Annotated in this window: 20 protein-coding genes; 16 read left to right on the top strand and 4 right to left on the bottom strand. The window is 69.4% G+C overall.

The window, feature by feature from the left end; all coding sequences use genetic code 11:
• Window positions 1-21 precede the first annotated feature (21 nt).
• Together nadE and msrA are read left to right on the top strand one after the other, a co-directional pair.
• A complete protein-coding gene (nadE, locus tag ACR81A_RS08850; protein ID WP_440311624.1) occupies window positions 22-897 on the top strand; it encodes an ammonia-dependent NAD(+) synthetase in 876 nt (291 codons plus the stop codon).
• Window positions 894-1,418, top strand: a complete 525-nt coding sequence (gene msrA / locus ACR81A_RS08845; RefSeq protein ID WP_202382921.1) for a peptide-methionine (S)-S-oxide reductase MsrA — start codon at window positions 894-896, stop codon at window positions 1,416-1,418. Before nadE ends, msrA begins: the two co-directional genes overlap by 4 nt.
• 18 nt (window positions 1,419-1,436) lie before the next feature.
• Here msrA and ACR81A_RS08840 read toward each other — a convergent pair whose 3' ends face one another.
• Window positions 1,437-1,907 carry a single-stranded DNA-binding protein gene (locus ACR81A_RS08840; protein WP_440311623.1) on the bottom strand — a complete coding sequence of 157 codons (471 nt, stop codon included), beginning with the start codon at window positions 1,905-1,907 and terminating at the stop codon, window positions 1,437-1,439.
• Window positions 1,908-2,133: 226 nt separating this feature from the next.
• On the opposite strand from ACR81A_RS08840, the gene ACR81A_RS08835 reads away from it, so the two are divergent.
• A complete protein-coding gene (locus ACR81A_RS08835; protein WP_440311622.1) occupies window positions 2,134-2,622 on the top strand; it encodes a DUF6993 domain-containing protein in 489 nt (162 codons plus the stop codon).
• A 16-nt stretch (window positions 2,623-2,638) separates the two neighbouring features.
• Here the strand turns inward: ACR81A_RS08835 and ACR81A_RS08830 are convergent, their stop codons facing one another.
• Complete coding sequence (locus tag ACR81A_RS08830; RefSeq protein ID WP_237462810.1) at window positions 2,639-3,457, bottom strand: aminoglycoside 3'-phosphotransferase; 819 nt, start codon at window positions 3,455-3,457, stop codon at window positions 2,639-2,641.
• A gap of 173 nt (window positions 3,458-3,630) precedes the next feature.
• Here ACR81A_RS08830 and ettA point away from each other — a divergent pair, with 173 nt between their 5' ends.
• Window positions 3,631-5,313, top strand: a complete 1,683-nt coding sequence (ettA, locus tag ACR81A_RS08825; protein WP_202382919.1) for an energy-dependent translational throttle protein EttA — start codon at window positions 3,631-3,633, stop codon at window positions 5,311-5,313.
• 64 nt (window positions 5,314-5,377) lie between these two features.
• Entirely contained in the window at window positions 5,378-5,845 is a 468-nt protein-coding gene (locus ACR81A_RS08820) for an acyl-CoA thioesterase (RefSeq protein ID WP_202382918.1), read from the top strand.
• A gap of 27 nt (window positions 5,846-5,872) precedes the next feature.
• Here the strand turns inward: ACR81A_RS08820 and ACR81A_RS08815 are convergent, their stop codons facing one another.
• Entirely contained in the window at window positions 5,873-6,754 is an 882-nt protein-coding gene (locus tag ACR81A_RS08815; RefSeq protein ID WP_202382917.1) for an acyl-CoA thioesterase, read from the bottom strand.
• 99 nt (window positions 6,755-6,853) lie between these two features.
• Here ACR81A_RS08815 and ACR81A_RS08810 point away from each other — a divergent pair, with 99 nt between their 5' ends.
• The 6 genes from ACR81A_RS08810 to ACR81A_RS08785 all read left to right on the top strand — a co-directional run bounded on the left by ACR81A_RS08810 (window position 6,854) and on the right by ACR81A_RS08785 (window position 14,488).
• Window positions 6,854-7,501, top strand: a complete 648-nt coding sequence (locus tag ACR81A_RS08810; protein WP_202382916.1) for a hypothetical protein — start codon at window positions 6,854-6,856, stop codon at window positions 7,499-7,501.
• A gap of 84 nt (window positions 7,502-7,585) precedes the next feature.
• Window positions 7,586-7,852: a DNA-directed RNA polymerase subunit omega gene (gene rpoZ, locus ACR81A_RS08805; RefSeq protein WP_025133648.1), complete on the top strand. Its 267-nt coding sequence runs from the start codon at window positions 7,586-7,588 to the stop codon at window positions 7,850-7,852.
• A gap of 121 nt (window positions 7,853-7,973) precedes the next feature.
• Entirely contained in the window at window positions 7,974-9,164 is a 1,191-nt protein-coding gene (gene metK / locus ACR81A_RS08800) for a methionine adenosyltransferase (protein WP_202382915.1), read from the top strand.
• Window positions 9,165-9,172: 8 nt separating this feature from the next.
• Window positions 9,173-11,236, top strand: coding sequence for a hypothetical protein (locus ACR81A_RS08795; RefSeq protein WP_440311621.1), 2,064 nt, complete (start codon window positions 9,173-9,175; stop codon window positions 11,234-11,236).
• A 140-nt stretch (window positions 11,237-11,376) separates the two neighbouring features.
• Window positions 11,377-12,936 (top strand): alpha/beta hydrolase, encoded by a 1,560-nt coding sequence (locus tag ACR81A_RS08790; protein ID WP_440311620.1) that lies wholly within the window; start codon window positions 11,377-11,379, stop codon window positions 12,934-12,936.
• A gap of 82 nt (window positions 12,937-13,018) precedes the next feature.
• Entirely contained in the window at window positions 13,019-14,488 is a 1,470-nt protein-coding gene (locus ACR81A_RS08785) for an alanine/glycine:cation symporter family protein (protein WP_440311619.1), read from the top strand.
• 66 nt (window positions 14,489-14,554) lie between these two features.
• Here the strand turns inward: ACR81A_RS08785 and trpB are convergent, their stop codons facing one another.
• Entirely contained in the window at window positions 14,555-15,763 is a 1,209-nt protein-coding gene (trpB, locus tag ACR81A_RS08780; RefSeq protein ID WP_440311618.1) for a tryptophan synthase subunit beta, read from the bottom strand.
• 201 nt (window positions 15,764-15,964) lie between these two features.
• Here trpB and ACR81A_RS08775 point away from each other — a divergent pair, with 201 nt between their 5' ends.
• From ACR81A_RS08775 to rpe, 5 genes are all read left to right on the top strand, one after another.
• Window positions 15,965-17,443, top strand: a complete 1,479-nt coding sequence (locus ACR81A_RS08775) for an SWIM zinc finger family protein (protein ID WP_440311617.1) — start codon at window positions 15,965-15,967, stop codon at window positions 17,441-17,443.
• Window positions 17,440-20,940, top strand: a complete 3,501-nt coding sequence (locus ACR81A_RS08770; RefSeq protein ID WP_440311616.1) for a hypothetical protein — start codon at window positions 17,440-17,442, stop codon at window positions 20,938-20,940. Before ACR81A_RS08775 ends, ACR81A_RS08770 begins: the two co-directional genes overlap by 4 nt.
• 68 nt (window positions 20,941-21,008) lie before the next feature.
• Window positions 21,009-21,947 carry a methionyl-tRNA formyltransferase gene (locus ACR81A_RS08765; RefSeq protein ID WP_440311615.1) on the top strand — a complete coding sequence of 313 codons (939 nt, stop codon included), beginning with the start codon at window positions 21,009-21,011 and terminating at the stop codon, window positions 21,945-21,947.
• Window positions 21,944-23,512, top strand: coding sequence for an RsmB/NOP family class I SAM-dependent RNA methyltransferase (locus ACR81A_RS08760; RefSeq protein ID WP_440311614.1), 1,569 nt, complete (start codon window positions 21,944-21,946; stop codon window positions 23,510-23,512). The genes ACR81A_RS08765 and ACR81A_RS08760 overlap by 4 nt, the downstream gene beginning before the upstream one ends.
• A gap of 26 nt (window positions 23,513-23,538) precedes the next feature.
• A complete protein-coding gene (rpe, locus tag ACR81A_RS08755) occupies window positions 23,539-24,201 on the top strand; it encodes a ribulose-phosphate 3-epimerase (RefSeq protein ID WP_440311613.1) in 663 nt (220 codons plus the stop codon).
• Window positions 24,202-24,246: the final 45 nt, after the last annotated feature.

Raw genomic sequence — 24,246 nt, 5'->3', positions numbered from 1 at the left:
CCCCGGAGTAGAGTGGTGGGCGTGAGCGAGATGCAGCAGGAGATCATTCGACGGCTCGGCCCCGTGCCCGAAATCGACCCGGCGGCCGAGGTGATACGCCGCGTGAACTTCCTGGTGGAGTACGCGCGATCGATCCCTGGTGTGCGCGGTTTCGTGCTCGGCATTTCGGGCGGACAAGACTCTTCGCTTGCCGGTCGGCTTGCGCAGCTGGCTGTCGAGGAGCTCCGAGCGGGCGGCGCCGACGCAGAGTTTGTCGCGGTGCGGCTGCCGTATGCGGTGCAGCAGGATGAGGACGACGCGCAGCTCGCCCTCTCCTTCATTGAGCCCGACCGCGCGGTGACCGTGGACATTGCCGCCGGCACGGACGGCCTCGTCTCGCAGGTTTCGGCCGCGCTGGGCGAGCCGGTGAGTGACTTCAACCGGGGCAACGTGAAGGCGCGCATGCGAATGGTTGCGCAGTACGCCATTGCGGGCGACCGTGGTCTCCTGGTGATCGGCACGGACCACGCCGCGGAGGCGATCACGGGCTTCTTCACGAAGTTCGGCGATGGTGCAGCCGACGTGGTGCCGCTCGCCGGCCTCACCAAGGGCCAGGGGGCGGCGATGCTTCGCGCACTCGGCGCGCCAGACCGACTGTGGGAGAAGGTGCCGACGGCGGATCTGCTGGACGACCAGCCGGGCCAGTCGGACGAGTCGAGCCTCGGGGTGAGCTACCCCGAGATCGACGCCTACCTGCGCGGCGAGGAGGTCTCGGCCACAGCCGCGGCGAACCTCGAGCGCCGATACCGCGGCACCGAGCACAAGCGCCAGCTGCCCGTCGGGCCGGACGACGCTTGGTGGCGCGACGGAGCCACCGTGCAGAGTCGCGCAGAGTCCACGGGGGAGGAGAGCCGATGACCACCACATTCGTGCTTGCCGGGGGCTGCTTCTGGTGCCTCGATGCCGCCTACCGACAGCTCCGCGGAGTGACCGAGGTGCTCTCCTGTTACACGGGAGGCGCGGTGCCGAACCCGAGCTATGAGCAGGTCTGCACCGGTGCCACCGGGCACGCGGAAGCCGTTGCGGTGACCTTTGACCCCGAGCAGATCCCTGCCGAGGTGATTCTCGATGCGTTCTTTACCATGCACGACCCGACGCAGCTGAACCGCCAGGGTAACGACGTGGGCACGCAATACCGCTCCGCAATGTTCCCGTCCGACGACGCGCAGGCTGAGGTATTCGCGGCGGCGCGCGCTCGTGCGAGCGAGTGGTGGCCGGGCGAGGTCGTGACGACCATTGAGCCACTCGGAGAGGTCTTCCCCGCGGAGGAGTATCACCAGGACTTCTTCGCGAAGAACCCGACGCAGGGCTACTGCCTCGCGGTTGCGGTGCCCAAGGTGAACAAGGTGCGCGCGGCGTTCTCGGGCTACCTGCGCTAGACGAAGGCTCGCGGAGCATCACGCCGCCGCTGGGCCAGCTGCGGCCGGGCGCTCGGGCGCGGTGCCGGGAGCGGGCGTCTCCGCTGCGCTCGGGGCTATCGAGGCAGCCCCTACGGCAAGCCCCGCATCGAGCTGAGCCGCAGGGGTGAACCGCGTGGTGCCCCAGCGCAGATCCGGTCCCACGGCGTCGGCCTCGATTTCCGCGGTGATGCCGCTGCGCTCCTCGCTCTGCCACGCGCGCATGCGCAGTCGACCCGCAACGAGCACACGATCGCCCTTTGCGAGCGACTCTGCCGCGTGGTCGCCGAGCCCGCGGAACGCGTGCACGGTGTACCAGCTGGTATCTCCGTCGGCCCAGGTGTTGGTCTCGCGATCGTACCGCCGGGCGGTGTGCGCGAGACGAAACGTGCAGAGCGAGACGTCTGCGCCCGTGCGGATGAGGCGGGGCGGCGTGCCAATCGTGCCGACAACGCTGATGTGTGTGGTCATGGAGAGCTCGCTTTCATCGACGCGCTGCGGCGCACTGGGCTGGGGAGGCGGACGGCCCGTGCCGTGCGGGTGCCAGACCGTCCGCCCACTGAAAGCATCTCCCGGATCGGAGCGCCGCGGCCGGAGCCCGGCGTACCTGTGGAGAGTCACCGCCCGCCTCCGGGAAACCGACGGCTGTGAGCAAGCCACCAGCTGCGTTCGGCACGGAGTGCGTAGACTGTGGACCGTGAATCCAGGAGCATCGCCCCGCCGCCGCGCCACCGCCTTCGCCGCGCTCGCGGTCATGCTGCCGCTCCTCGCCGGCTGCTCGCTGCTGGAAGGCCCCACGCCCGACACCCCGCCGCGCGAGACCGCCGCGGTGCCGGAGGTTGCCCCGGAGTTCGTGCCCGGCGGCACGGCGGAGCAGAACCTGCCCTACTTCACGGAGGTGCTGCGCACATACTCGACCGGCACGAGCCCGATTCAGGGCGCCCAGGTCGTGCAGGCGGTGACCGAGGCCGGCTTCGATCCCGCGCTGATGCAGGTGAGTTTTGACCAAACGAAGACGAGCCTCCCCGCTGACAATATCTTCGTGTCGGTGCGTGCGGGCGCAGAGTGCCTGATCGGCCAGCTCGTCACGGAGGACCGGAGCTTTGTCGCCGCGGTCGAGCCGGCCTTGGGGCCGGATAAGACGATTTGCCTGATCGGCAAGACCGCCCCGATCGCGGGGCAGTAGCCGCCGCGGCGCCTCGCTACGTCAGATCCCAGAGCATGCGGTAGTACGCGATTCGATCGGGATCGGGATCGACGCCATACCCCTCGTACACGAGGTGATCGTATCCCGGGCCGTAGTTCCACTCGGTGCTCCATGCGGCGACGGCGAGATCAGCCCAGCGATCAGCGACGCCCAGCGCACCAAGGTCGACGTGCGCGGCGAATGAGCCATCCGCGTGCAGGAGCGTGTTCGGGGCGCAGGCGTCGCCGTGGCACACCACGAGCTGATCTGGCGCGGGTGTGTCCTGCAGCCGCGCGCGGGCCTCTGTGACTGAGAGGTGGCGGTAGGCCTGATCCCACTCTGCTGCTGCCTCGCCCCGGGCCACGCGCGCCTCGAAGCCAGGCAGCCGATCGGCGACCGACCAGGAATAGGGACACGCGTCTGCGGGGAGCGTCTCGTGCAGTTGCCGGAGCCCCGCGCCGATGCCGCGCGCCGCGCGCTCGGGATCCTCCCGCCACCGATCAGTCACCGCCGACTCCGCGGGAATCCCGACCGTGATGAGCCAGGCACCGCTCGCATCGGATCCCACGCTCACGAGCTCGGCCGCGCGTGCGCCGTGCGCTCGGGCCCACGTGAGCCGCTCCGCCTCCGCCGCGAGATCCTCCGCCGGTGCGCCCGCCGCGGCCCACTTCACAAAGCGCACCGCGCCCGCGGGCCCCGGATCGCGAAACGTCACGCCGCCGAAGCCATTCACCCAGACCGCTTCGAGTGCGCGCCCCGCTGTGAGCTCGTGCACGCGCTCGGGCACAGGAAGCGGGGCATCGGGGATCATAGCCAGCGGGCCGGTGGGACTCATGCGGGCGATTCTCCCACAGCGGTCCGCCTGCCCACCTGGGCGCGCTCGCCGACAGAGTCCGGGCCGCGGGGAGAACTGCCCTCCCGGCCCAGCTTCCTGCCGGTAGAGTAGTGGCATTCATCACATTGACCACGAGCAGGGAGTTCGGGGCGCTTCTCGCGCCTGGAAAGCATATGGCTGAGTACATTTACCAGATGGTTCGGGCGCGCAAGGCGCACGGCGACAAGGTGATCCTCGATGACGTGACGATGGCGTTTCTGCCCGGCGCGAAGATCGGTGTCGTTGGCCCGAACGGTGCCGGCAAGTCGACGATCCTGAAGATCATGGCCGGGCTCGACACGCCGTCGAACGGCGAGGCGATCCTGACCCCGGGCTACACGGTGGGCATCCTGATGCAGGAGCCCGAGCTCGACGAAGACAAGACCGTGCTCGAGAACGTCCAGCAGGGCGTCGCCGAGATCAAGGGGAAGCTTGACCGCTTCAACGAGATCTCGGCGGAGATGGCGAACCCCGACGCGGACTACGACAAGCTGCTGCCCGAGATGGGCGAGCTACAGGAAGCGATCGACGCGGTCGACGGCTGGGACCTCGACAACCAGCTCGAGCAGGCGATGGACGCGCTGCGTTGCCCGCCGTCTGACGCGATCATCTCGAACCTCTCCGGTGGCGAGAAGCGCCGTGTTGCGCTCTGCAAGCTGCTGCTCGAGAAGCCCGATCTGCTGCTCCTCGATGAGCCCACGAACCACCTGGACGCCGAGAGCGTGCTGTGGCTCGAGCAGCACCTCGCGAAGTACCCGGGCGCCGTCATGGCCGTGACGCACGATCGCTACTTCCTCGATCACGTGGCCACCTGGATCTGTGAGGTCGACCGCGGTCGCCTCTACCCCTACGAGGGCAACTACTCGACCTACCTGGAGCAGAAGGCCGCGCGCCTCGAGGTGCAGGGCAAGAAGGACCAGAAGATGCAGAAGCGTCTGAAGGAAGAGCTTGAGTGGGTGCGCTCGAACACGAAGGGGCGCCAGGCGAAGTCGAAGGCGCGCCTCGCTCGCTACGAAGAGATGGCAACAGAAGCCGAGCGCACCCGGAAGCTTGACTTCGAGGAGATCCAGATTCCGGCGGGCCCCCGCCTGGGCAACCTCGTGCTCGAGGCGAAGGATCTCACGAAGGGCTTCGACGGCCGCACGCTGATTGACGGCCTGTCGTTCTCGCTGCCGCGCAACGGCATCGTCGGCATCATCGGCCCGAACGGCGTCGGCAAGACCACGCTCTTCAAGACGATCGTGGGGCTTGAAGAGCTCGACGGGGGCGAGCTGAAGATCGGCGAGACCGTGAAGCTCAGCTACGTCGACCAGACCCGTGGTGGCATCGACCCCAAGAAGACGGTCTGGGAGGTCGTCTCCGACGGGCTCGACTACATGAAGGTCGGTAACGTCGAAATCCCGTCGCGCGCCTACGTGTCGACCTTCGGCTTCAAGGGGCCGGACCAGCAGAAGCCTGCCGGAGTGCTCTCGGGTGGTGAGCGCAACCGACTGAACCTCGCGCTCACGCTGAAGCAGGGCGGCAACCTGCTGCTGCTTGACGAGCCGACGAACGACCTCGACGTCGAGACCCTGACGAGCCTCGAGAACGCGCTGCTCGAGTTCCCCGGTTGTGCCGTGGTCATCACGCACGACCGGTGGTTCCTCGACCGCATCGCGACGCACATCCTTGCGTACGAGGGCACCGAGGAGAACCCGGCGAACTGGTACTGGTTCGAGGGCAACTTCGAGGCGTATGAGGCCAACAAGATCGAGCGGCTCGGTGCCGACGCGGCGAAGCCGTCGCGGGTGACCTACCGCAAGCTCACGCGCGACTAGCGCGACAGGGGCCCGGTTCCGATGCGGAACCGGGCCCCGCTGTTTTGGAACGGGGAGGACGCACATGGCGCGCACACACATCGACCTCGAGCTGCGCTGGGGAGACCAGGACGCGTACGGGCACGTGAACAACGTGGCCTACGCGCGCTTTCTTGAGGAGGCGCGCGTGCGCACCTTCTGGCTCGGCTCGGGCCGCGAACGCACGGGCATGGAGCGCCACTTCCGCGGCGATGACCCCGCAGGCCCGAAGATGCTCGTCGCGAACCAGCAGATCGAGTTTCTGAGCGTGCTCGAGTACGGGGAGCGACCGATCACGGTGGAGCTGTGGATCGGGAAGCTCGGCGGTTCGAGTCTCGAGGTGCACTACGAGATCATTGACGGTGCGGCTGCTGAGCGCACGGTCGTGGCGCGCGCGATCTCTCACATTGTCATCGTGGACGGCGTGACCATGCGCCCCATTCGACTGTCTGAAGCGGGACGCGAGTCGGTCTCAGCGTGGATGGATGAGCCCGTGCGCATGCGGCGCGGGTGATCCGGCGCAGCTCACGCCACGCGCAGGCTACTCCGCCGCGGAATCCTCGCTGCCCGGGGTGCGGATCATGCCCTCCTGCGACACGCTCGCGACCAGCACGCCGTTCCGATCGTAGAAGCGGCCGTGGGTCAGCCCGCGGCCGCCCTGCGCGGTGGGGGACTCGAGCTCGTAGAGCAGCCACTCGTCCACGCGGAACGGACGGTGGAACCACATGGCGTGATCGAGGCTCGCGAAGCGCATGCCCGGCGTTGCCCAAGGGATTCCGTGCTTCCGCACGATCGGCTCGAGCAGCAGGTAGTCGCTCGCGAACGCGAGCGCCGCGGCGTGCAGCATGGGCGGTGCGTCGAGGGTGTCGCGGCTGCGCATCCACACGCGCTGGCGATTGGTGCGTTCGGCAACCTCGAGCGTGATGTCTGACTCGACGTGTCGGAAATCGAACGGGCGGTTCAGCATCCAGGAGGCCTGGCCGTTCGAAGCCAGGTGGCCGTACTTCTCCCACACCGTGGGAAGCGACTCGGGATCGGGGAGCTCGGACATGTCGATGACGTCCTGGTGCTCGAGGCCTGTGTCCGGCTCCTGGAACGAGGAGATCAGTGACATGAGCACCTGGCCCTCCTGGTAGGCCTGGACGCGCCGAGTGGAGAACGAGCGGCCGTCGTACAGGCGATCCACCTCGAAGGTCATGCGCTCGGAGCTGTTGCCCGGACGCAGGAAGTACCCGTGCATCGAGTGGATCATGCGCCCCTCCGGCGCGGTCGTGCCGGCAGCGGCGAGAGCCTGGCCGAGCACCTGCCCACCAAACGAGCGACCGTGCGGAGTGGGCAGCGCTGGCCCGGTGAGGATGTCCTCGCGGGTGCGCGCACCCGAATCCAAGACGGCGAGCATCATGAGGAGATCAGCGGCGGTCATGGTTCCTCCTGGCGGTGGCTTGGATCGGGTGATCTGGAGCAAGTCTAGGCCCGAGCGAGTCCCCAGGGAGGGATGCACGCGCTCACTACACTGAATGGAATGGGTGCCACACTGCAGCTCGCGGATCACGCGACGCGAGACGATCTCCGCATTTTCCTTGAGCGTGTGCAGAAAGTGGGGCAAGACGAGGTGCGGCTCGTCACCCGCGGCACGGTGCTTGCGGTGTACGGCTGCACGCAGGCGCCGCGCGGGATCACGGACACAGTGCCCGTGGTGCTCGTGATGCGTGGCTTCGCGCTTGCTGAGGTGCCGGAGTCGGACATCGACGAGACCGTGCAAGCGCGGGCGCTGCTCGATCGCATCGCGCGGCTCGGGATCATCGGCCTCGCGCTCGAGGTGCCCGACGTGACCGCCATGGCGGCGTGGGCCGGGGTGCTGCCACCCGTTGCGGGGTGGGAGGCGGCTGGTGCGCTCGACACCGCCTCGCTCAGCGAGGTTGCCCGCGACGGGATTGCCCGGGTCGCCGACGCGCTGCCCGACGACCCGGGTGAGGCGCTCGTGCACAAGGTTCGGGCCACGGTGTGGGGCACGGAGATCGCCCCGGGAATCCCGGCGGCCGCGGCGTTCGCGGGGGAGACGCTCGGCTTCCTCGGCATGCCGGAACCGGTGCGCGTGACCCGCTCGCTGACGTGGACGCGGCTGTCGACGCCACGCGGACACGTACTCGTTCGTTCGCTGCTCGGCTGAGTCGCCTCGCGTGGCGGCGCGCCTTGCGGTGCGGGAAACGAAAACCTCGGCTAAGATGGTGAGGTCAACCGGAGGAGTGTTTACATGGCAAATGTCAACGGCATCATCGACCCGCCCATCGACGATCTGCTCGAAAAGGTGGATTCGAAGTATGCGCTGGTGATCTTCGCCTCGCAGCGTGCTCGTCAGATCAACGATTACTACACGGATCTGCACGACGGCAACCTCTTCGACAACGTCGGGCCGCTCGTCGACTCGTCGGTCGACGACAAGCCGCTGTCGATCGCGCTGCACGAGGTCGTCGAGGGCAAGCTCACGATGACGAAGCGCGCGCCGGAGGCCGCTGAGTAATCTTTTGTTGCACTCGCAGCAGTGTCTGTGGCGTCGGATACCCTGAAAGGGACCGACGCCACCGGCGTTTTCGGGCGCTGTCCCGCACCCACGTTCATTTCTTCACGCTCAAGGAGCCATTGTGTCGCTGCGTCAGTTCACCTCGGAGTCTGTAACCGAGGGGCACCCCGACAAGATCTGCGACCGGATCTCGGATTCGATCCTCGACGCCATGCTTGAGCAGGATCCGGGCGCGCGTGTCGCAGTCGAAACGCTCGTCACCACGGGCCTCGTGCACGTTGCCGGTGAGGTCTCGACCTCAGGGTACGTGGAGATCCCGCAGATCGTGCGCGATGCGGTGCGCGATATCGGCTACACGAACTCGGACATGGGCTTCGACGGTTCCTCCTGCGGCGTGTCGGTGTCGATCGGTCAGCAGTCGCCTGACATCGCCGGCGGCGTGGACACCTCGCTCGAGCTGCGCAGCGGTGCGCTCGATGACGACCTCAGCCGACAGGGCGCGGGTGATCAGGGCATCATGTTTGGCTACGCGACGGATGAGACCCCCGAGCTGCACCCGCTGCCGAGCTGGATCGCGCACCGTCTCGCGGAGCGGCTGTCGGCCGTGCGCCGTGCGGGCGTCATCCCCGAGCTGCGACCCGACGGCAAGACCCAGGTGACCATCGGCTACGACGGCGATCGTGCCGCGAGCATCGAGGCCGTCGTGGTGTCGACGCAGCACCAGGCGAGCATCTCGCAGCCCGCCCTGCGGGAGGCGATTGAGCGCGAGGTAATCCGCCCCGTGCTGGAGCGTGTGGAGCTGGCAAGCGACACCGCCGAGTTCTTCATCAACCCGGCTGGGCCGTTCGTGGTAGGCGGCCCGATGGGCGACGCGGGCCTCACCGGCCGCAAGATCATCATCGACACTTACGGCGGCGCGAGCCGACACGGTGGCGGCGCATTCAGTGGGAAAGACCCGTCGAAGGTTGACCGTTCCGCGGCGTACGCGATGCGCTGGGTGGCCAAGCACGTGGTGCGGGCAGGCCTCGCGAAGCGCGCTGAGTTGCAGGTGGCCTACGCGATCGGGCGCGCGCATCCGGTGGGCCTCTACGTCGAGACGTTCGGCACCGAGACGGTGCCGCGTGAGCGGATCGAGGAGGCCGTGCGTCAGGTGTTCGACCTGCGCCCGCTTGCCATCATCCGCGACCTCTCGCTGTTGCGTCCCATCTATGCGCAGACGAGCGCGTTCGGCCACTTCGGTCGTGAGCTGCCTGACTTCACCTGGGAGGCTACGCCCCGCGTCGCGGAGCTGCAGGCCGCCGCGGGCCTGTAGCGGGCGCCGTGGGCTCCGCCTTCGAGCGCGCCGAGGGGGCGGCTGGTCGCACCGTCGCACGGGTGCTGCTCGACTCCGCGCTCCCACAGCTCGACCACCTCTTCGACTACGCGGTGCCGGCCGAGCTGGCAGACGAGATCCGCGTGGGCCAGCGTGTGCGGGTGCCGTTCCGCTCTCGCGAGCGGAAGAGCTTCGGCTACGTGATCGAGTTCGTCGCGCGGAGCGAGTTCGGTGGTGAACTCGCGCCCATCGCTGACATTGTGACGCGGGTGCCGCAACTCACCCCCGAGGTGTGGCGGCTTGCCCGCGCGGTTGCCGATCGCGCGGGCGGTTCCGCGGGCGACATCCTGCGCCTCGCGATCCCCACCCGGCAGGTGCGCGTTGAAAAGCAGCACCTCGCCGCTGCAGAAGCCGCTGCTGCGAGCGAACACGCCGGAGACGTCGCTGAAGCCCCCGCCGCGGAGCCGCCGGTCGCTGATTCAGCAACTGAGTCACCTGGGACGCCCGAGGCCCCGATCGCGAGTGAGCTCGTCATGGGGGCCCGGCTCGCGCTGACCCCCTCGCACGGTCCCGAGCGACTCCACACTGGCGAGTGGGTGGGCGGCTGGGCCGCGCAGCTCGCGCGACTCGCGCTCGAGGTGCACGCGCTCGGGCGCAGCGCGATCCTCGTGGTCCCCGACTATCGCGACCTCGATCAGGTGCGTGACGCCCTCGAGGCATACGGACACGCGGACGCAGTGCGTGTGGACTCGCGTCAGTCGAACGGCGAGCGGTACGCGGGGTTCCTCCGCGCACTCGACAGTGAGCCGCGCATTATTCTCGGGAACCGCTCCGCCGTGTACGCGCCCGCGCACGCGCTTGGCGCGATCCTCTTTTGGGATGACGGGGATCCCGTGCTCGCGGAACCGCTCACCCCATACGTACACGCGCGTGATGCGGCGCTCGTGCGGGCGGAACAGAGCGAGGCCGGCCTCTTCTTTGCGGGGCACGCGCGCAGCGCTGAGGTGCAGCGACTCGTTGAGATCGGGTACGTGCGTGCGCAGGAGCACCCGCCCCGACGTACCCGTGTGGTGCACGCTGACGCGTCGCTCACCCCGGACGCGTTTGCCGGTCGCGTGCCGGAGTTTGCCGCGCGAACGATCCGCGAGGGGTTGAAGACCGGCCCGGTCCTGGTGCAGGTGGCCACCCCGGGCTACGCACCGGTTGCGGTGTGCGGCGACTGCGGGGACCTCGCGCGCTGTCGCGCGTGCGCGGGGCCCATCGGCTTCCGGGTGGTCGGCCGCGCCTCGTGCCGCTGGTGCGGCGAGTATGCGAGCGACTGGCGCTGCTCCTCCTGCGACAGCACCAGACTCGAGGAGCGTGGCATGGGATCCGGCCGCACCGTCGAGCAGTTTGAGCGGCAGTTCCAGGGCACGCGCGTGATCCTGAGCGATGGCGAGCACTCACGCGAACGCGTAGACGGCCGTCCCGCGCTCGTGGTGGCCACGCGCGGCGCTGAGCCGCTCGCGGCCGGCGGCTACCGTGCCGTCGTGCTGCTCGACGCGGAGCGCCTCCTCAGCATCGAGACGCTGCGCGCGGGGGAGGACTGCCTCCGGTGGTGGGAGAACGCCGCCGCGCTCGCCGCGCCAGACGGACTCTGCCTGATGGCCTCCGGCGGTGGGCCTGTCGTGCGCGCTTTCGTGACCGGGCGCACTGAGGAGTGGCTACGCGCGGAACTCCGGGATCGTCACGCGCTCCGCTATCCACCCCTCGTGCGTGTGGCGAGCGTGAGCGGCGGACCTGACGAGGTCGAGCGCGCACTGCAGCCGCTACGCGGCGTGCCTGGCGTTGACTTCTTGGGCCCCACCCCGCTCCCGTCCGGTGGTGTGGCTCGGCGGCCCGCGGGTTTGGTGCGCGCGATCGTGCGCTTCGACTACGCGCAGGGCGGCGAAGTGGCGAGTCGACTGCGCGGGGCCCTCGTTGCAGACGCGGCGGGCTCCGCCTCGCGCACCCGGGCGAAGAGCGCGCCGGGGAGGGCCCGGCCCGAAGCGTTGCGGCTCCGCTTCGATGACCGGGGCGTGTTCGATTCCTGAGCCCGCGGGCATTTCGCGCAGTCAGCGCGGCACATTGCGCAGTGTTTGGGGATCCCGAGTCCGCGACGCACACAACGATGAGAACCTCGGTGTAACCGCGAGTCGCACTCCGCGTCGCGTCTGTCTGGGGGAGGACAACCATGTCTGCACGCACGAGGAGCCGCAAGCGCGCACCGCACGCGCCGGGCGACCGCCGGCTTCGGGGCCGAACGCTGCTCACTGCGGCGAGCGCGGGGCTGGTCGCCGCGCTCGCACTGCTGACCGCGTGTGCGCCGGTGGAGCGGACCGCGAGCGCGCTGCAGAGCGAGACGTTCCCTGGCGCCTACGCGCAGACGATTGAGTGGGGCGAGTGCGGTGACGACTTTGGCCTGGACGCCGAGACGGCGAAGCGTGTGGGCGATCTCGGGGCGCCCGTCGACACGTTCGAGTGCGCCACCGTGGAGGCCCCGCTCGACTGGAACACCCCGCGCAATCACGACACGATCGAACTCGCCGTAGTGCGCGTGCCCGCGACCGGGCCAACGAAGCTCGGTGCGCTGTTCGGCAACCCGGGCGGCCCGGGCGGCTCCGGCATTGACTACACCTGGAACCAGACCGCGTCGCCCGGGTTTCAGGAACTGCTCGCCCACTACGACGTGATCGGTTTCGATCCGCGGGGCACCGGTCGAAGTGACGCGGTCGACTGCGAGCCGGTGTCGAGCATCTTCGAGGTGCAGCTCGCGGTGTGCGCGGACGACTTCCCCTTGGCGCGCACGATGGGCACTTCGCAGGTGGCGCGCGACATGGATCTGTTGCGCGCGCTGCAGGGCGAGGACCGCATGAACTACCTGGGCTACTCCTACGGCACGATTCTCGGCGCCACCTACTCGACACTCTTCCCGGAGCGTGTGGGGCGCATGGTGCTCGATAGCGCGCCCGACGAGACCTGGGCCGCGCCGGCTGGCACCTTCGATCAAGCGGTCGCGATGGCTACCGAGCTCGTCGCGATGGTCGAGGATTGTGAGGAGACGCCCGGCGTGACGGCGTGCCCGATCACCTCCGAGGATGAGCTGCTCGCAGCGCAGGCCGCTCTCACCGAGCAGCCGATTGTCGCGAGCGACGGCACCGAGGTGACCGGCGACACGCTGAGCGGGTACCTCATGACCGGCCTGTACGGCCGTGCGCTCACGCGCGTCACCGTGCTCAATCATGTGGCGGGGCTGCTCGAGCGCGATCCCGCGCAGGTTGATGCGGTCGTTGCGGCGATGTCCGATGGTGGCGCCGCGGTCAGCTCGAGCGGACTGATTGTCCGGTGTCACTCGCTTCCCGACGATCCGGGCATCGTGGAGCTGCTGAACCACATTGAGGATCAGGGCGTGCCGCGCCTCCTCGGTGGTCCCGAGATCACCGACGATGTGCTGCGGCCCTTCGCCGACGTCTCCTGCGATGCGCTCCCGGAGAGTGGCACCGACCTCGAAGCGTTCTCTGCTCCGGATGACCAGACGATGCTCGTGATTGGGATCGAGGGCGATCACGCCACCCCGTTTGCGAACGGCAAGAACCTTGCCATGCAGATGGGCAACACCCGCTTCCTCACCGTGGAGGGGCACGGCCACGGCGCGTCGTTCACCGATCGCTCGAGCTGCGCGGATCAGGCGACCACGGCGTTCCTTCTGGAGGGTGAGCTGCCCGCAAAGGGAACGGTCTGCCCGGCGAATTAGCGCCGGGCGCGCGGCGGAATCGGCAGCGCCGCGGCCGCGGCCAATCCGCGCCACACGGCCCAGGGTGAAATACCCTGATCCCATGGACGCAATCAACGACTTCGTGCTCGCAGCAGGAGACCGGCTGTGGACGTGGGCGGTGCTGCCCGTGCTCGTCGTGCTCGGACTGTACTTCACGCTCCGCTCCGGGGTCGTGCAGTTCCGGTGGCTGCCCGAGATGTTCCGCACGCTGACCGACAAGACGCCGGTGAAAAGCGACGGCACCCCGCAGTCGGTGTCCGCGTTCCAGGCGTTTACGATCTCCGCGGCCTCGCGCGTTGGCGTCGGCAACATCGCGGGCGTCGGCACCGCGATCGCGATCGGTGGCCCCGGCGCGGTGTTTTGGATGTGGACCATGGCCTTTATCGGTGGCGCTTCAAGCTTTGTCGAGTCCACCCTCGGGCAGCTCTTCAAGGTGCGCGACGCGGATGGCTTCCGCGGTGGCCCCGCTTACTACATGCTCCACGGGCTCCGATCCCGCTGGATGGGCACGCTCTTCGCGGGGATTCTCATCGTCTGCTTCCCGTTCGCGTTCTCGTCCCTGCAGGCGAACACGATCAGCGCAACGTTGACCTCGACTGCCGGGCTCTCGCCCGAGAACTCCGGCTGGGCCACGCTCGTCATCGGGGCAGTGCTCGCGGTGCTCACGGGCCTCGTCGTGTTCGGCGGTGTGCGCCGCATCGCCAGCGTCACGCAGGCGGTCGTGCCCGCAATGGCGCTCGCCTACCTCCTGCTCGGCCTCGTGATCGTGTTCCTCAACATCGATCAGCTGCCCGGTGTGTTCGCCTCGATCTACTCGCAAGCGTTCGGGTTCAACGAGGTGGTGGGCGCCGCGTTCGGCATGATCCTCATGACCGGCATCAAGCGCGGCATGTTCTCGAACGAGGCGGGGCTGGGGTCTGCGCCCAACGCGGGCGCCTCCGCCGCGGTCACGCACCCCGTGAAGCAGGGTCTCGTGCAGACTCTCGGCGTATACTTCGACACCTTCCTCATCTGCTCGATCACCGCGTTCATCATCCTCGTGACGGCGCCCGACCTGAGCTCGGCCACGCGCGGGATCGGCCTCACGCAAAACGCGATCGAGGGCACGCTCGGCCCGTGGGCGGGGGTGCTGCTCAGCGTCATCATCTTCCTGCTGGCGTTCAGCTCGATCCTCGGCAACTACTACTACGGCGAATCGAACATCGAGTTCATCTCGACCCGCCCGCGAGTGCTGTTCGGCTACCGGGTGCTCGCGGTGGTCGCGATCTTCGTGGGCGCGGTCGCGTCCGCGGACCTCATCTGGAACACCGCTGACGCGATTATGGGCGTCATGGCGCTCGTCAACCTGGTTGCGATAGCGCTGCTGTCCGGGCTCGTGTTCCGCCTCATGCGCGACTACGCCGCCCAGCGCCGCGAGGGCCGCGACCCGGTGTTCACCCGCGATCGGCTGCCCAACGTCGCGGGGATCAGCTGCTGGGAGGACGAGCTGAGCGTTACGGGAACGATCCCCGTTCCGAGCCCCGAACGCTAGCCGTGCCCGCCTGCCGCGCCGTATCGGGGTCCCGTGAACGGCACGGCAGGCGGACGCAGCTGGGGATCAGGCCCCGCGCAGGCGCTCCGCGACGAAGTCCACGTCCTTATCGCCGCGCCCCGACAGGTTCGCGATGATCACCGCGTCGGCGGGCAGCGTGGGCGCCAGCTTGATCGCGTGCGCAACCGCGTGCGCCGACTCAAGGGCGGGGATGATGCCCTCCTTCCGAGTGAGGAGCTGGAACGCCTCGAGCGTCTCCGCGTCTGAGGCGGTCACGTACTCAGCGCGGCCGAGCTGCTCGAGGTGGGCGTGCTGCGGGCCCACGCCCGGGTAGTCGATCCCGGATGCGATCGAGTGCACGGGGGACGGCTCGCCGTTCGCGTCCTGCAACACCTTCGTGTGCATACCGTGCAGCATGCCGGGAGTGCCGAGAGTCATGGTCGCCGCGTGGCGATCCCCATCGAGACCCTCGCCCGCCGGTTCCACACCAATGATGCGCACCGACTCGTCCTCCAGGAAAGCATCGAACAGTCCCATCGCGTTCGAGCCACCGCCCACGGCAGCCACAAGCACGTCGGGCAGCTTCCCCTCGGCCTCGAGCACCTGCGCGCGAGCCTCGCGGCCCACGACTGACTGGAAATCGCGCACCATCGACGGGTACGGGTGCGGGCCCACGACGGAGCCGATCGCGAAGAAGTACTCCTCAGGGTGCGCCGCGTACACCGCGAACGCTGAGTCGACGGCCTCCTTGAGTGTCTTCCCGCCCTCCTCAACCGACACGACCTTCGCGCCGAGCAGCTCCATGCGCACCACATTGGGGTGCTGCTTCGCCACGTCGATCGCGCCCATGTGGATCTCGCACTCAAGCCCAACGAGCGCCGCCGCGGTGGCCAGGGCGACACCGTGCTGCCCCGCACCCGTCTCCGCGATGAGCTTCGTCTTGCCCATTCGCTTCGCAAGCAGAGCCTCGCCCAGGCAGTGATTGATCTTGTGCGCGCCCGTGTGGTTCAAATCCTCACGCTTCAGGTAAATCTTCGCCCCACCGAGCTCGCGGGTGAGATTCTCCGCGAAGTACAGGAGCGACGGACGGCCCACGTACTTCGAGAGCAGCGCCTGATACTCCTCCTGGAACGCGGGATCTGCGCTCGCCGCAGCGTACTCGCGTGCCACCTCAGCGATCGGCTCAACCAGGAACGGGGGCAGCGGCGCACCGCCGAACTCGCCGAAGTAGCCGGCCTCATCCGCGCGGTACGGGGAAATCGTGGACTGTGTCATGGGAGGGATCCTTTGCGTCGTTGCGCCGCTCGTGAGACAAAAAAACACCGCCTCCGAGAGGCGGTGTCGTGTGCATGCAGATGCGTGAAGAGTGACCGCCCTAGGCGGCCCACCACTGAATCACGATGTGCATGGGGCGAGTGTAGCACCATCCGCGCACTGCGCTGTGCCGACGTCGGGGGACCTCGCTAGCATCGAGATATGACGCTGCAGCTCGCACCGGTACCGGCCAGCCCGCGGGCGTTTGGCGCGCTGACTGGGGCGAACCCCGACGGCCTGTTGCTCGGCCTCGCCCCTGCGCTCACGCCGAGCGGCATCGACAGGTCGCCGAGCTTCTTCTCGGGGTTTGCGACTGAGCCGCTCGTGCTCGCCCGCGGTTTGCTCGTTCTCGCGGACATCACCGCGACCCGCTACTTCCAGTACGTGCCGACGACGATGCGCGACCCGGTTCTCACGGCGAACGGCGACAGGTTGCGCGCGGAGAGCTTCTCCGCCTGCAACAGCGTGTACGCGCGGCTCGACCTGCTCGGGGCTGGCTTTGACGGCGGCGACATCGCGCACGGTACGACCAACGTTGACCTCGGGCAGGGGTCGCGCTCGGTGCTCTCGGCGGTGCGGCGAGCAGAGCTCCTTCACCTCGACGTTGGCGCCCGAGGCGCGGTGCTCGCCACGCCGACGCAACACTCTGCGGAGCGCCCCGTGAACATGCCAGATCGGTGGGTGCGGGCGCTCGGCAACGTCGCCGAGCTCCATGGTCGAATGGTGCCGCTTGCGACGCTCACGGCGCAGGAGGCACGCGCGTTCCTTTCCGCGGTCCCGCCGGCGACCGCCAACGGCCGAACCGCCTGGCTCGCTCCCGCGCCATCGGGTGTGCGGGTCGCATCGCGACCAGTGGCTGGAGCCATCGCAGTTCCTGGGCTGCATCGCCTGAGCGCGGCGAAGCGCCTCCTCCCGCACCTGCGTGGCGCGACGGTGTACGGCGCGCCACACACGGAGACCGGCGCTGTCGCCGTGGTGTTCGAACTCCCGCACGCACGGCTCACCCTCGGGCTGACCGCCGAAGCCTGGCGCGGGCACTCGGGTGAGGGCGCGCTGCTCGCTGCGCTCGCGGGCGACGACGTCGTCGCAGACGCCGAACTCGTCTCCGCGCTACTTGCGTTCGAGCCGGCCATCGACGCCGACGGGCTCGCCAAAGCAGCAGGGATCTCGCGGGCCCGCGCGGACGGCGCGATCGCAGTGCTTGCCGCCTCGGGCCGCGTCGGCTGGGACCTTGCCGATGGTGCGCACTTCCACCGAGAGCTTCCCGACGATCCGACCAGGATCGAGCGCGACGGCCCGCGCCTCACCGCTGCTCGGGCGCTCGTCGCCGCGGGACGGGTTCTGCCGAGCGCGGGTGACGGGAGCTCCGGGGAGCCTCGCAGCTGGATCGTGCGGGGCGGCGAATCCGGCGGCACGGGGAGCACCGCACGGGCAACCGGGGAGAACATCGTGCGCCTCGGCGACGACGAGCAACTCGTGTGCGGCTGCGCTTGGGGCCTGCGTCACGGCACTGGGCGAGGCCCCTGCAAACACGTGCTCGCCGTCGAGTTGGCCCGGGCATCCCAGCGCACCCCAGGGATAACTCCGGCGACAACACTGAAGCAACCAGCACAGGCCCCAACTCCGAAGGAGCAGGCGTGAGCGCCTCCGCAGCACTGAACGACTCACTCGCGGTCTACCACGCGCTCGGCTGGACGGCGCTTGCCCCTGACTTGGGCGCTGAAGAGATTCTTGCCCTGCCGCTTGGCACCCCCGAGCAGCAGCGGATCGCGCTCGCCGGGCTGAAGGCTGGTGAGTGGGGCTCCTTCGACGCGATCGACGCCGCGAGCTACGGCTGGCGCAGCTGGCTCGGCGACGGCGTGCACGCGGGCATGCTCGCGTTGTTCGCGATCCGCGTCGGCGTCCCCGCGAAGCGAGCTGTTGCGATCGCGCCAGCGAGCGGTGCAGTCAGCGACGAATTGCTCACAGCCGTCGTCGCCGACCGCGGCGCAGCGTACGCCCAGAGTTTCGTGGCGCACGCCTCTGCGGGCGGCGGACGGATGTGGATCGACGCGACCTCACGATTCGCGGGCTCCACGGTGCGCCTCGTGCACGAGTTCGCGCTGCCGATTCCCGAGAACCTCGACTATCTGCGCGACTGGGCGGTGTACGCCCTCGGCGCGCCAGCGAACGAGAGTTGGTTGCAGCCCCGCGACCGGGGAGAGATTCCCAGCACGCTGCTCGGCCCGCGCTTCCGCGAGCACGCTGAGGTGGCGGTCGCCCTCGGGCTGAGCGTCACCGGACCATTCGGGGGACTGCTCCAGGCAGCGCTCGATCGTGGGTGGCTCGACGCCGATGCCGCGCTCGAGCTGGCGTTCGCCGGGCTCGACGCTGCCCAGCGGCCCGGTGACCGGAAGGTGTGGGCCGCGTTTCTCACCGAGGAGCTCGGGCTCACGGGCGAGGCTCGCCGACCCGAGCTGCTCGACCGGGCTGACGCGCTCGTGTCGGCTATCGCGACCGGCGATGCGCCGCTCGCGGAGGCGTTCGGCCCCGCGCTCATCGCCCTCGGCGACGACGACACGCTCCTCGAAGTGCTGCAGCTTGGGCTCAGCGTGAAGTCAAAGAAGGCGCGCCGCGCACTGCTCTCCGCGGCCGCGGGTCGCCCCGCCCCCAGCCCCGCGATCGGCGCCGAGATCGCGGGGCTCGTGGAACCGCTGCGGGCCGGAAACGACGTGCCCCTCGCTCGCGCGGCGACGCGGCTCCTGGACGCCTGGGGCATCGCGCCGGTGCTTGGCGAGTCCGCAGGCGAGCGGATGGCACCCGCGGGAGCCGCGCTGAGCGCCTTGCGAGGCCGATGGGAGGCAACCCCGCCGCTCTGGGAGGTGCCGCGGTTCTCGCTCGGCCTGGGAGGCGCTGAGGCGCTCGCCACCGCCGACACCGATGCCCTCGTCGGGGCCGTCACCGCCGCGGCCGCGGAGCTCTCTGGCAGGCCGGAGGGCGGCGCGGTCGATCCCGTCGCCGAGCGCCTCCTTGCGCTGGCGAATGAACTGGCGCGTCGGGATCCTGATCTCGCGCGCACCGCCCTCCGCGGCGTGCGCCAGCACTGGGTCCCGGGGTTGCGCTGCATTGCGCAGTGGGTTGCGGGGGAAGCCCTCACCGCGCTTGACCGGCCCGCCCGCGAAGATTTCCCGGGGTCGAGGCCGACGATCTTCGGTCCGTCGCCCGCCCGCGATGCCGCGGTGACACAGCGACTCGGCGAGGTTCCCGTGCTGCTTTCGACGCCAACGTGGGATGACATGCGCATCTCAGCCGACGCATTCACGGCCAGGCTGCGCGCATATGCCTCGGAGGGGGCCGTGGCGAGCGAGGCCGACGTGCTGCTCGCCCTGCTGCGGGTTGACCCCGTAGATGTCACGCCCGAACGGCGCGCCGAGCTCCGCAACATCGAGGTCGCTATCGTTGGCCAAGACGGGGCCGAACTGCCGGTACGCGCGGGGGCCGTGGCCGCCGAGTACTTTGAGCACCCGCTTGCAGAGCCCGACGTTGAACTCGACGCCCAGCGGCATTGGTGGGCGCCCACGCAGCTCGAACAGCCCCCGGCCCTCGCCGCATTCCCAGCCAGGCTGAAGGCAGACGCCTACCGGAGCGACATCGAGGTTGGAGTGCTGCCACTCGGCGGCGACTGGGCGGCCCTGACAACTGGGGACCTCGACAGTTCCGCGCTCGGCCTCGTGCTGCGTCAGCTCGTGCGGCGGCGCGAGCCACTCACGCCGGGGCAGGCAGTGAACCTCGTCGGGGCGCAGCGCGGCCTCCACGAGCGGGCCATCGGTGACGGTGCCCTCGCGATCAGGGAGGCGTGGGAACGCGGCCTCCTCGTTCCGGGGGCCGCCGACGTGCGGAAGCTCGGGTGGGCAGACAGTCCGACGAAGCTCGCCGCGTTCGCGACCGCGTGCCTCGAACTCGCTGACGAGGGGATGCTCGCCGTCGTCTGGCCCCTGCTCGACGACCTCGTCGCGCTATCGCTCGCCGCGCCCCGACGCCTCGCAGGAACCGCGGAGCTCGTTGAAGCGATCGGCGAACTCCTGCCGTCCGTGACCGCCGCAGTCGACACCGGCGACGCGCCGAACGACGCCCTCGAGATTGCCAGCGTCAGAGCGCTCGCCGCCGCTGGAGGTGCTTCGCGCGCCGTCCAGCTCGCGAAGGCAATCGTTGCCGCGCTCCCGCAGGCCGCGACGGGTCAAGCCGCGAAGGGTCAAGCCGCGACGGCGCCGACGGTGCCCGAGCAGCCCGCCGAGCACACTGCCGCCACCGCGACCGACGATGAGTTCGCCGAGTTCTGGCCCGCCGAGCCGGCTGAGTGGACCGCGCCCGCCGTGGTCGACGACGGGGCCGTGATCCGAGCGAGCTGGCACGATCCGGATGCGTCGACGAGACTGCTCGAGATTGAGCTTGAGTTCGCCCCCGAGCGGCTCGCCGAGCCGGCTGACGGCCCGCGCCGCTTCCGCACCCGCACCTCATGGTTCTACGACATTGAGGAAGAGGGGCAGTGCGGCATGACCGAGATCCGCTCCGAGACAGATGAGGTGCGGCACGATTCGCGGTCGTGGCTGCGGTGGGATGCGGCAGCGCAAGCGATCAGGATCGCCGAGCACCGCAACTGGCGCGACGGCAACGCTGGCCCGCTCGGACGCGGAGAACTGGTTCCGCCCATCACTGTCGGTATGGTCGCCGTGCTGCTCAGTGGGATGAACCACGACAATGGCAGCGGGTATCACGTGCTCGCGGCGGTCAGAAAGGGGCTGTTCGGCGCCGACTCCGTGCGGCTCGCGGTCGCCAGACTGCTCGAGAGCCCTGACTTTACGCCGGTGAAGCTCGCCGGAATGATCGAGGCCGAACCGGATACGCTCCGCGCCCTGTGGCCCGTGCTCACGGAGTCCGTGCGGGTCGCGGGCTCTGCCAGTGGCGCCCCGCCGCGGTGGCTGAATCGCGTGCTCGATGCGGCGCTGCTGCGCGCTCCGGCGCTCGCGGAGGCGGCCCGACGCGGTCTACTACCTCCGGACTCCGCTTCGTGGCCCGGACTCTCAGAGCTCGCCGAGCGCAAAGGCTCGCAGGCGGCGCTGCGGAAAGCGCGAGAACTGGCAGCTGCGCTCGGGGGATGAGCTCGGGAGACGGGCAGAGACGAGCTGAGACGCGCGCGCGACGCCGCGGGGGATGCGAGAATAGACGGATGCGTATCGTGTTTGCCGGAACCCCGGAGTTCGCCGTGCCCAGCCTGCGCGCCTTGGTCGACGCGGGCCACGACGTCGTTGGCGTCATCACCCGCGAGGACGCGCCGCTTGGCCGCAAGCGCGTGCTCACCCCCTCGCCGGTTGCCCAGGCCGCCGCAGACCTGGGCATCGCGACACTCAAGGCGAATCGGCTCGGCGACGAAGCGACCGCTTGGGTCGCGGATCTCGCGCCCGAACTCGGCGTAATTGTTGCCTACGGCGGCCTCGTCCGCGAGCCGCTGCTCTCGGACCCGGAGCACGGATGGATCAACCTGCACTTCTCCGAGCTGCCCCGGTGGCGCGGTGCTGCGCCCGTGCAGCGCGCACTCGAGGCGGGCGAGCAGACCCTCGGGGTCACGGTCTTCCGCCTGGTCGCTGCACTCGACGCTGGCGACGTGCTGACCCGAGATGCGCGCACGTTCGCGCCGGGAACCTCGGCGGGCGCCGCGCTCACCGAGCTGGCCGAGTTCGGCACGGCCGCCGTGCAGGAAGCAGTTGCCCTGCTCGCCACGGACCCGAACGCCGGCGAGCCACAGTCGGGCGAGGCGACGTACGCCCACAAGCTCACCCGTGAAGACGGCAAGCTCGATCTTTCGCGATCCGCCGCAGAGGTCCTCGCGCACTGGGCCGGGGTGACGCCCGAGCCGGGCGCATTCGCGTTGCACGAAGACCAGCCGATCAAACTCCTCGAACTCGCGGTCGCCGACGCGGACGCGGCGTCGAGCGGGCAGCCTGGAGCGGTGCAGCTGGTGGGCGGAGCTGTGCTGCTCACCACCGGGGCTGGGCCGGATGGGGCGCCAGCCGTGCTCGAGCTGCGTCGCGTGCAGCCGGCCGGGAAGCCCGCGATGGACGCTGCGGCCTGGTTGCGTGGCCGCGGGGGATCGGCGGTGCTCGCATGAGCCGGGAGCAGGGCGGCGCCGAGAACGGCCGCAATCGGAACTCGCGCGGGCAGCGCAGCGAGGGCGCACGCGGCCAGAACTCGCGCGGCCAGAACTCACGCGGCCAGGCGCCGCGCGGGCAGCGTGGCTCGCGCGATCGGGATCAGCGCCCGCAGCGCGCGCACATCTCCGCACCGCGACTCGTTGCCTATGACGTGCTGCGCGATGTTGACGAACGCGAGGCGTACGCGAACCTCGCGCTTCCCGCCCGCGTGCGCGATGCCGGTCTTGACTCGCGTGACGCGGGTCTCGCAACCGAACTCGTTGCGGGGGCGCTCCGCTGGCGTGGTCGCTACGACCGCATCATCGAGATCGCCTCAGGTCGTGCGATCGACAATGTCGACCCGCGTACCCGCAACGTCCTGCGACTGGGCGTGCACCAGCTCCTGGGCATGCGGACGGCCGCGCACGCCGCGGTGAACGAGAGCGTCGAGTTGCAGCGCCGGGTCGCCAATCCAAACGCGGCTGGCTTCGTTAACGGTGTGCTCCGTGCAGTGGGGCGTGGCACGAACGAGGAATGGGATGCCGAGATCGAGGCGAGTGCTGCCTCTGCTGACGAAGCACTCGCGACAATGCAGTCTCACCCCGCGTGGGTACTTCGCGCGCTCCGCGACGCGCTGCGCGCCGAGGGGCGAGAGGACGAGCTTGCGGCTCTCCTTGAAGCCGACAACGACGCACCCCGCGTCAGCCTCGCACTGTTGCCTGGCAGCGGGGTTGATCCCGAGCAGCTGGTCGAGGATGAGCACGCGTCCGAGCCGAACCCCGTGCTCTCTGCGGCAGGACCGTCGCCTCTCGGCCTTGAGCTCGCGGGCGGTGACCCCGGGCGAGCGATCGCCGATGCGGGGCTGCCCGAGGGGGAGCTGCGTGTGCAGGATCAGGGCTCTCAGCTCGCAGCACTCGCGCTGACCCGCGCCGAGCCGGTGCGGTCGGGGGAGCGCTGGCTTGATCTGTGCGCCGGCCCCGGCGGCAAGACCGCGGTTCTGGGGGCCGAGGCCCGTGTGGGCGGCGCGAGCGTGCGCGCGAACGAGGTTTCGGAGCACCGGGCTGAGCTCGTGCGCCGCTCAGTCACTGCGGTGGCGGACACGGTGGAGGTGGTGTCGCATGACGGTCGCGATGACGCCGCGTACGGAAGCGAGCTCTTCGACCGGATCCTGGTTGATGCGCCCTGCACCGGCCTTGGGGCTCTGCGTCGTAGACCCGAGGCGCGCTGGCGCAAGCAGCCCTCGGACTTGCCCGTGCTCACGTCTCTCCAGACGGAACTGCTCGATGCTGCGGTGGCGCACCTCGCGCCGGGCGGCCTGCTCGCATACGTGACCTGCTCGCCGCATCTCGCGGAGACCCGCATCGCGGTGGAGCGTCTCGTGCGCCGCACCCCGGGCCTCACCGAGCTCGACGCGCGCGCCGCGCTGCGCGAGGTTGCCCGAGGCGACATCGACATCGCCGGCGAGGAGCTGAGCGCGCAGCTCTGGCCGCACCGACACGGCACCGACGCGATGTTCGTCGCGCTGTTCCGCCGCGACGCGTAGCCTCCGTGAGCGCATACACTGGTGGCGTGACCGCGCAGCGCATTAACCCCAGCATCCTGTCCGCCGACTTCGTCAACCTGCAGGCGGAGCTTGAGGCCATCCGCTCAGCGGACCTCGTGCACGTCGATGTGATGGACAACCATTTTGTCCCGAACCTCACAATGGGCCCGCCCATCGTTGAGCGTATCCAGGCGGTCTCGCCGGTGCCGCTCGACGTGCACCTCATGATCTCGGACGCCGATCGCTGGGCCCCCGGTTACGCGGAGCTTGGCGCCTACTCGGTGACGTTCCACGCTGAGGCGGCGGCCGATCCGGTGGCGCTCGCACGTCGCATTCGCGAGATTGGCGCCCGCGCGGGCATCGCACTCAAGCCGGGCACGGACCCCGAGCCGTACCTTGAGCTGTTGCCCGAGTTCGACCAGGTGCTGGTCATGACGGTGGAGCCCGGTTTCGGCGGGCAGTCGTTCATGCCCGCCATGATGCCGAAGCTGCGCCGTTTCGCTGAGGCGAAGGCGCGGCTGGGACTCGACGTGTGGCTGCAGGTGGATGGCGGAATCACCGTCGACACGATCGGGATCGCGGCCGAGGCCGGCGCCGACACCTTTGTGGCTGGCTCCGCCGTGTACGGCGGGGTGCCGGACGACCGCATCGCCGCCCTCCGCGTGGCCGCGGCGACCCACACCCACTAGGGCCGCCCGCTCCGGCGGCTCCTGCCGCCCTGCCAGCGCGCTTCG

The sequence above is a fragment of the Leucobacter chromiireducens genome (assembly GCF_051993095.1).
GTDB classification, from domain to species: Bacteria; Actinomycetota; Actinomycetes; order Actinomycetales; family Microbacteriaceae; genus Leucobacter; species Leucobacter chromiireducens.
This window is presented reverse-complemented; position numbering and strand designations above follow the sequence as displayed.

Bases quoted from the DNA above. Each gene is read 5' to 3' on its own strand.
- ACR81A_RS08785 (WP_440311619.1), top strand. From the start codon at position 13,019: ATGGACGCAATCAACGACTTCGTGCTCGCAGCAGGAGACCGGCTGTGG.
- ACR81A_RS08820 (WP_202382918.1), top strand. From the start codon at position 5,378: ATGGCGCGCACACACATCGACCTCGAGCTGCGCTGGGGAGACCAGGAC.
- ACR81A_RS08775 (WP_440311617.1), top strand. From the start codon at position 15,965: ATGACGCTGCAGCTCGCACCGGTACCGGCCAGCCCGCGGGCGTTTGGC.
- ACR81A_RS08790 (WP_440311620.1), top strand. From the start codon at position 11,377: ATGTCTGCACGCACGAGGAGCCGCAAGCGCGCACCGCACGCGCCGGGC.
- msrA (WP_202382921.1), top strand. From the start codon at position 894: ATGACCACCACATTCGTGCTTGCCGGGGGCTGCTTCTGGTGCCTCGAT.
- ettA (WP_202382919.1), top strand. From the start codon at position 3,631: ATGGCTGAGTACATTTACCAGATGGTTCGGGCGCGCAAGGCGCACGGC.
- ACR81A_RS08765 (WP_440311615.1), top strand. From the start codon at position 21,009: ATGCGTATCGTGTTTGCCGGAACCCCGGAGTTCGCCGTGCCCAGCCTG.
- ACR81A_RS08840 (WP_440311623.1), bottom strand. From the start codon at position 1,907: ATGACCACACACATCAGCGTTGTCGGCACGATTGGCACGCCGCCCCGC.
- trpB (WP_440311618.1), bottom strand. From the start codon at position 15,763: ATGACACAGTCCACGATTTCCCCGTACCGCGCGGATGAGGCCGGCTAC.
- ACR81A_RS08830 (WP_237462810.1), bottom strand. From the start codon at position 3,457: ATGAGTCCCACCGGCCCGCTGGCTATGATCCCCGATGCCCCGCTTCCT.
- rpoZ (WP_025133648.1), top strand. From the start codon at position 7,586: ATGGCAAATGTCAACGGCATCATCGACCCGCCCATCGACGATCTGCTC.
- ACR81A_RS08815 (WP_202382917.1), bottom strand. From the start codon at position 6,754: ATGACCGCCGCTGATCTCCTCATGATGCTCGCCGTCTTGGATTCGGGT.
- ACR81A_RS08810 (WP_202382916.1), top strand. From the start codon at position 6,854: ATGGGTGCCACACTGCAGCTCGCGGATCACGCGACGCGAGACGATCTC.
- ACR81A_RS08760 (WP_440311614.1), top strand. From the start codon at position 21,944: ATGAGCCGGGAGCAGGGCGGCGCCGAGAACGGCCGCAATCGGAACTCG.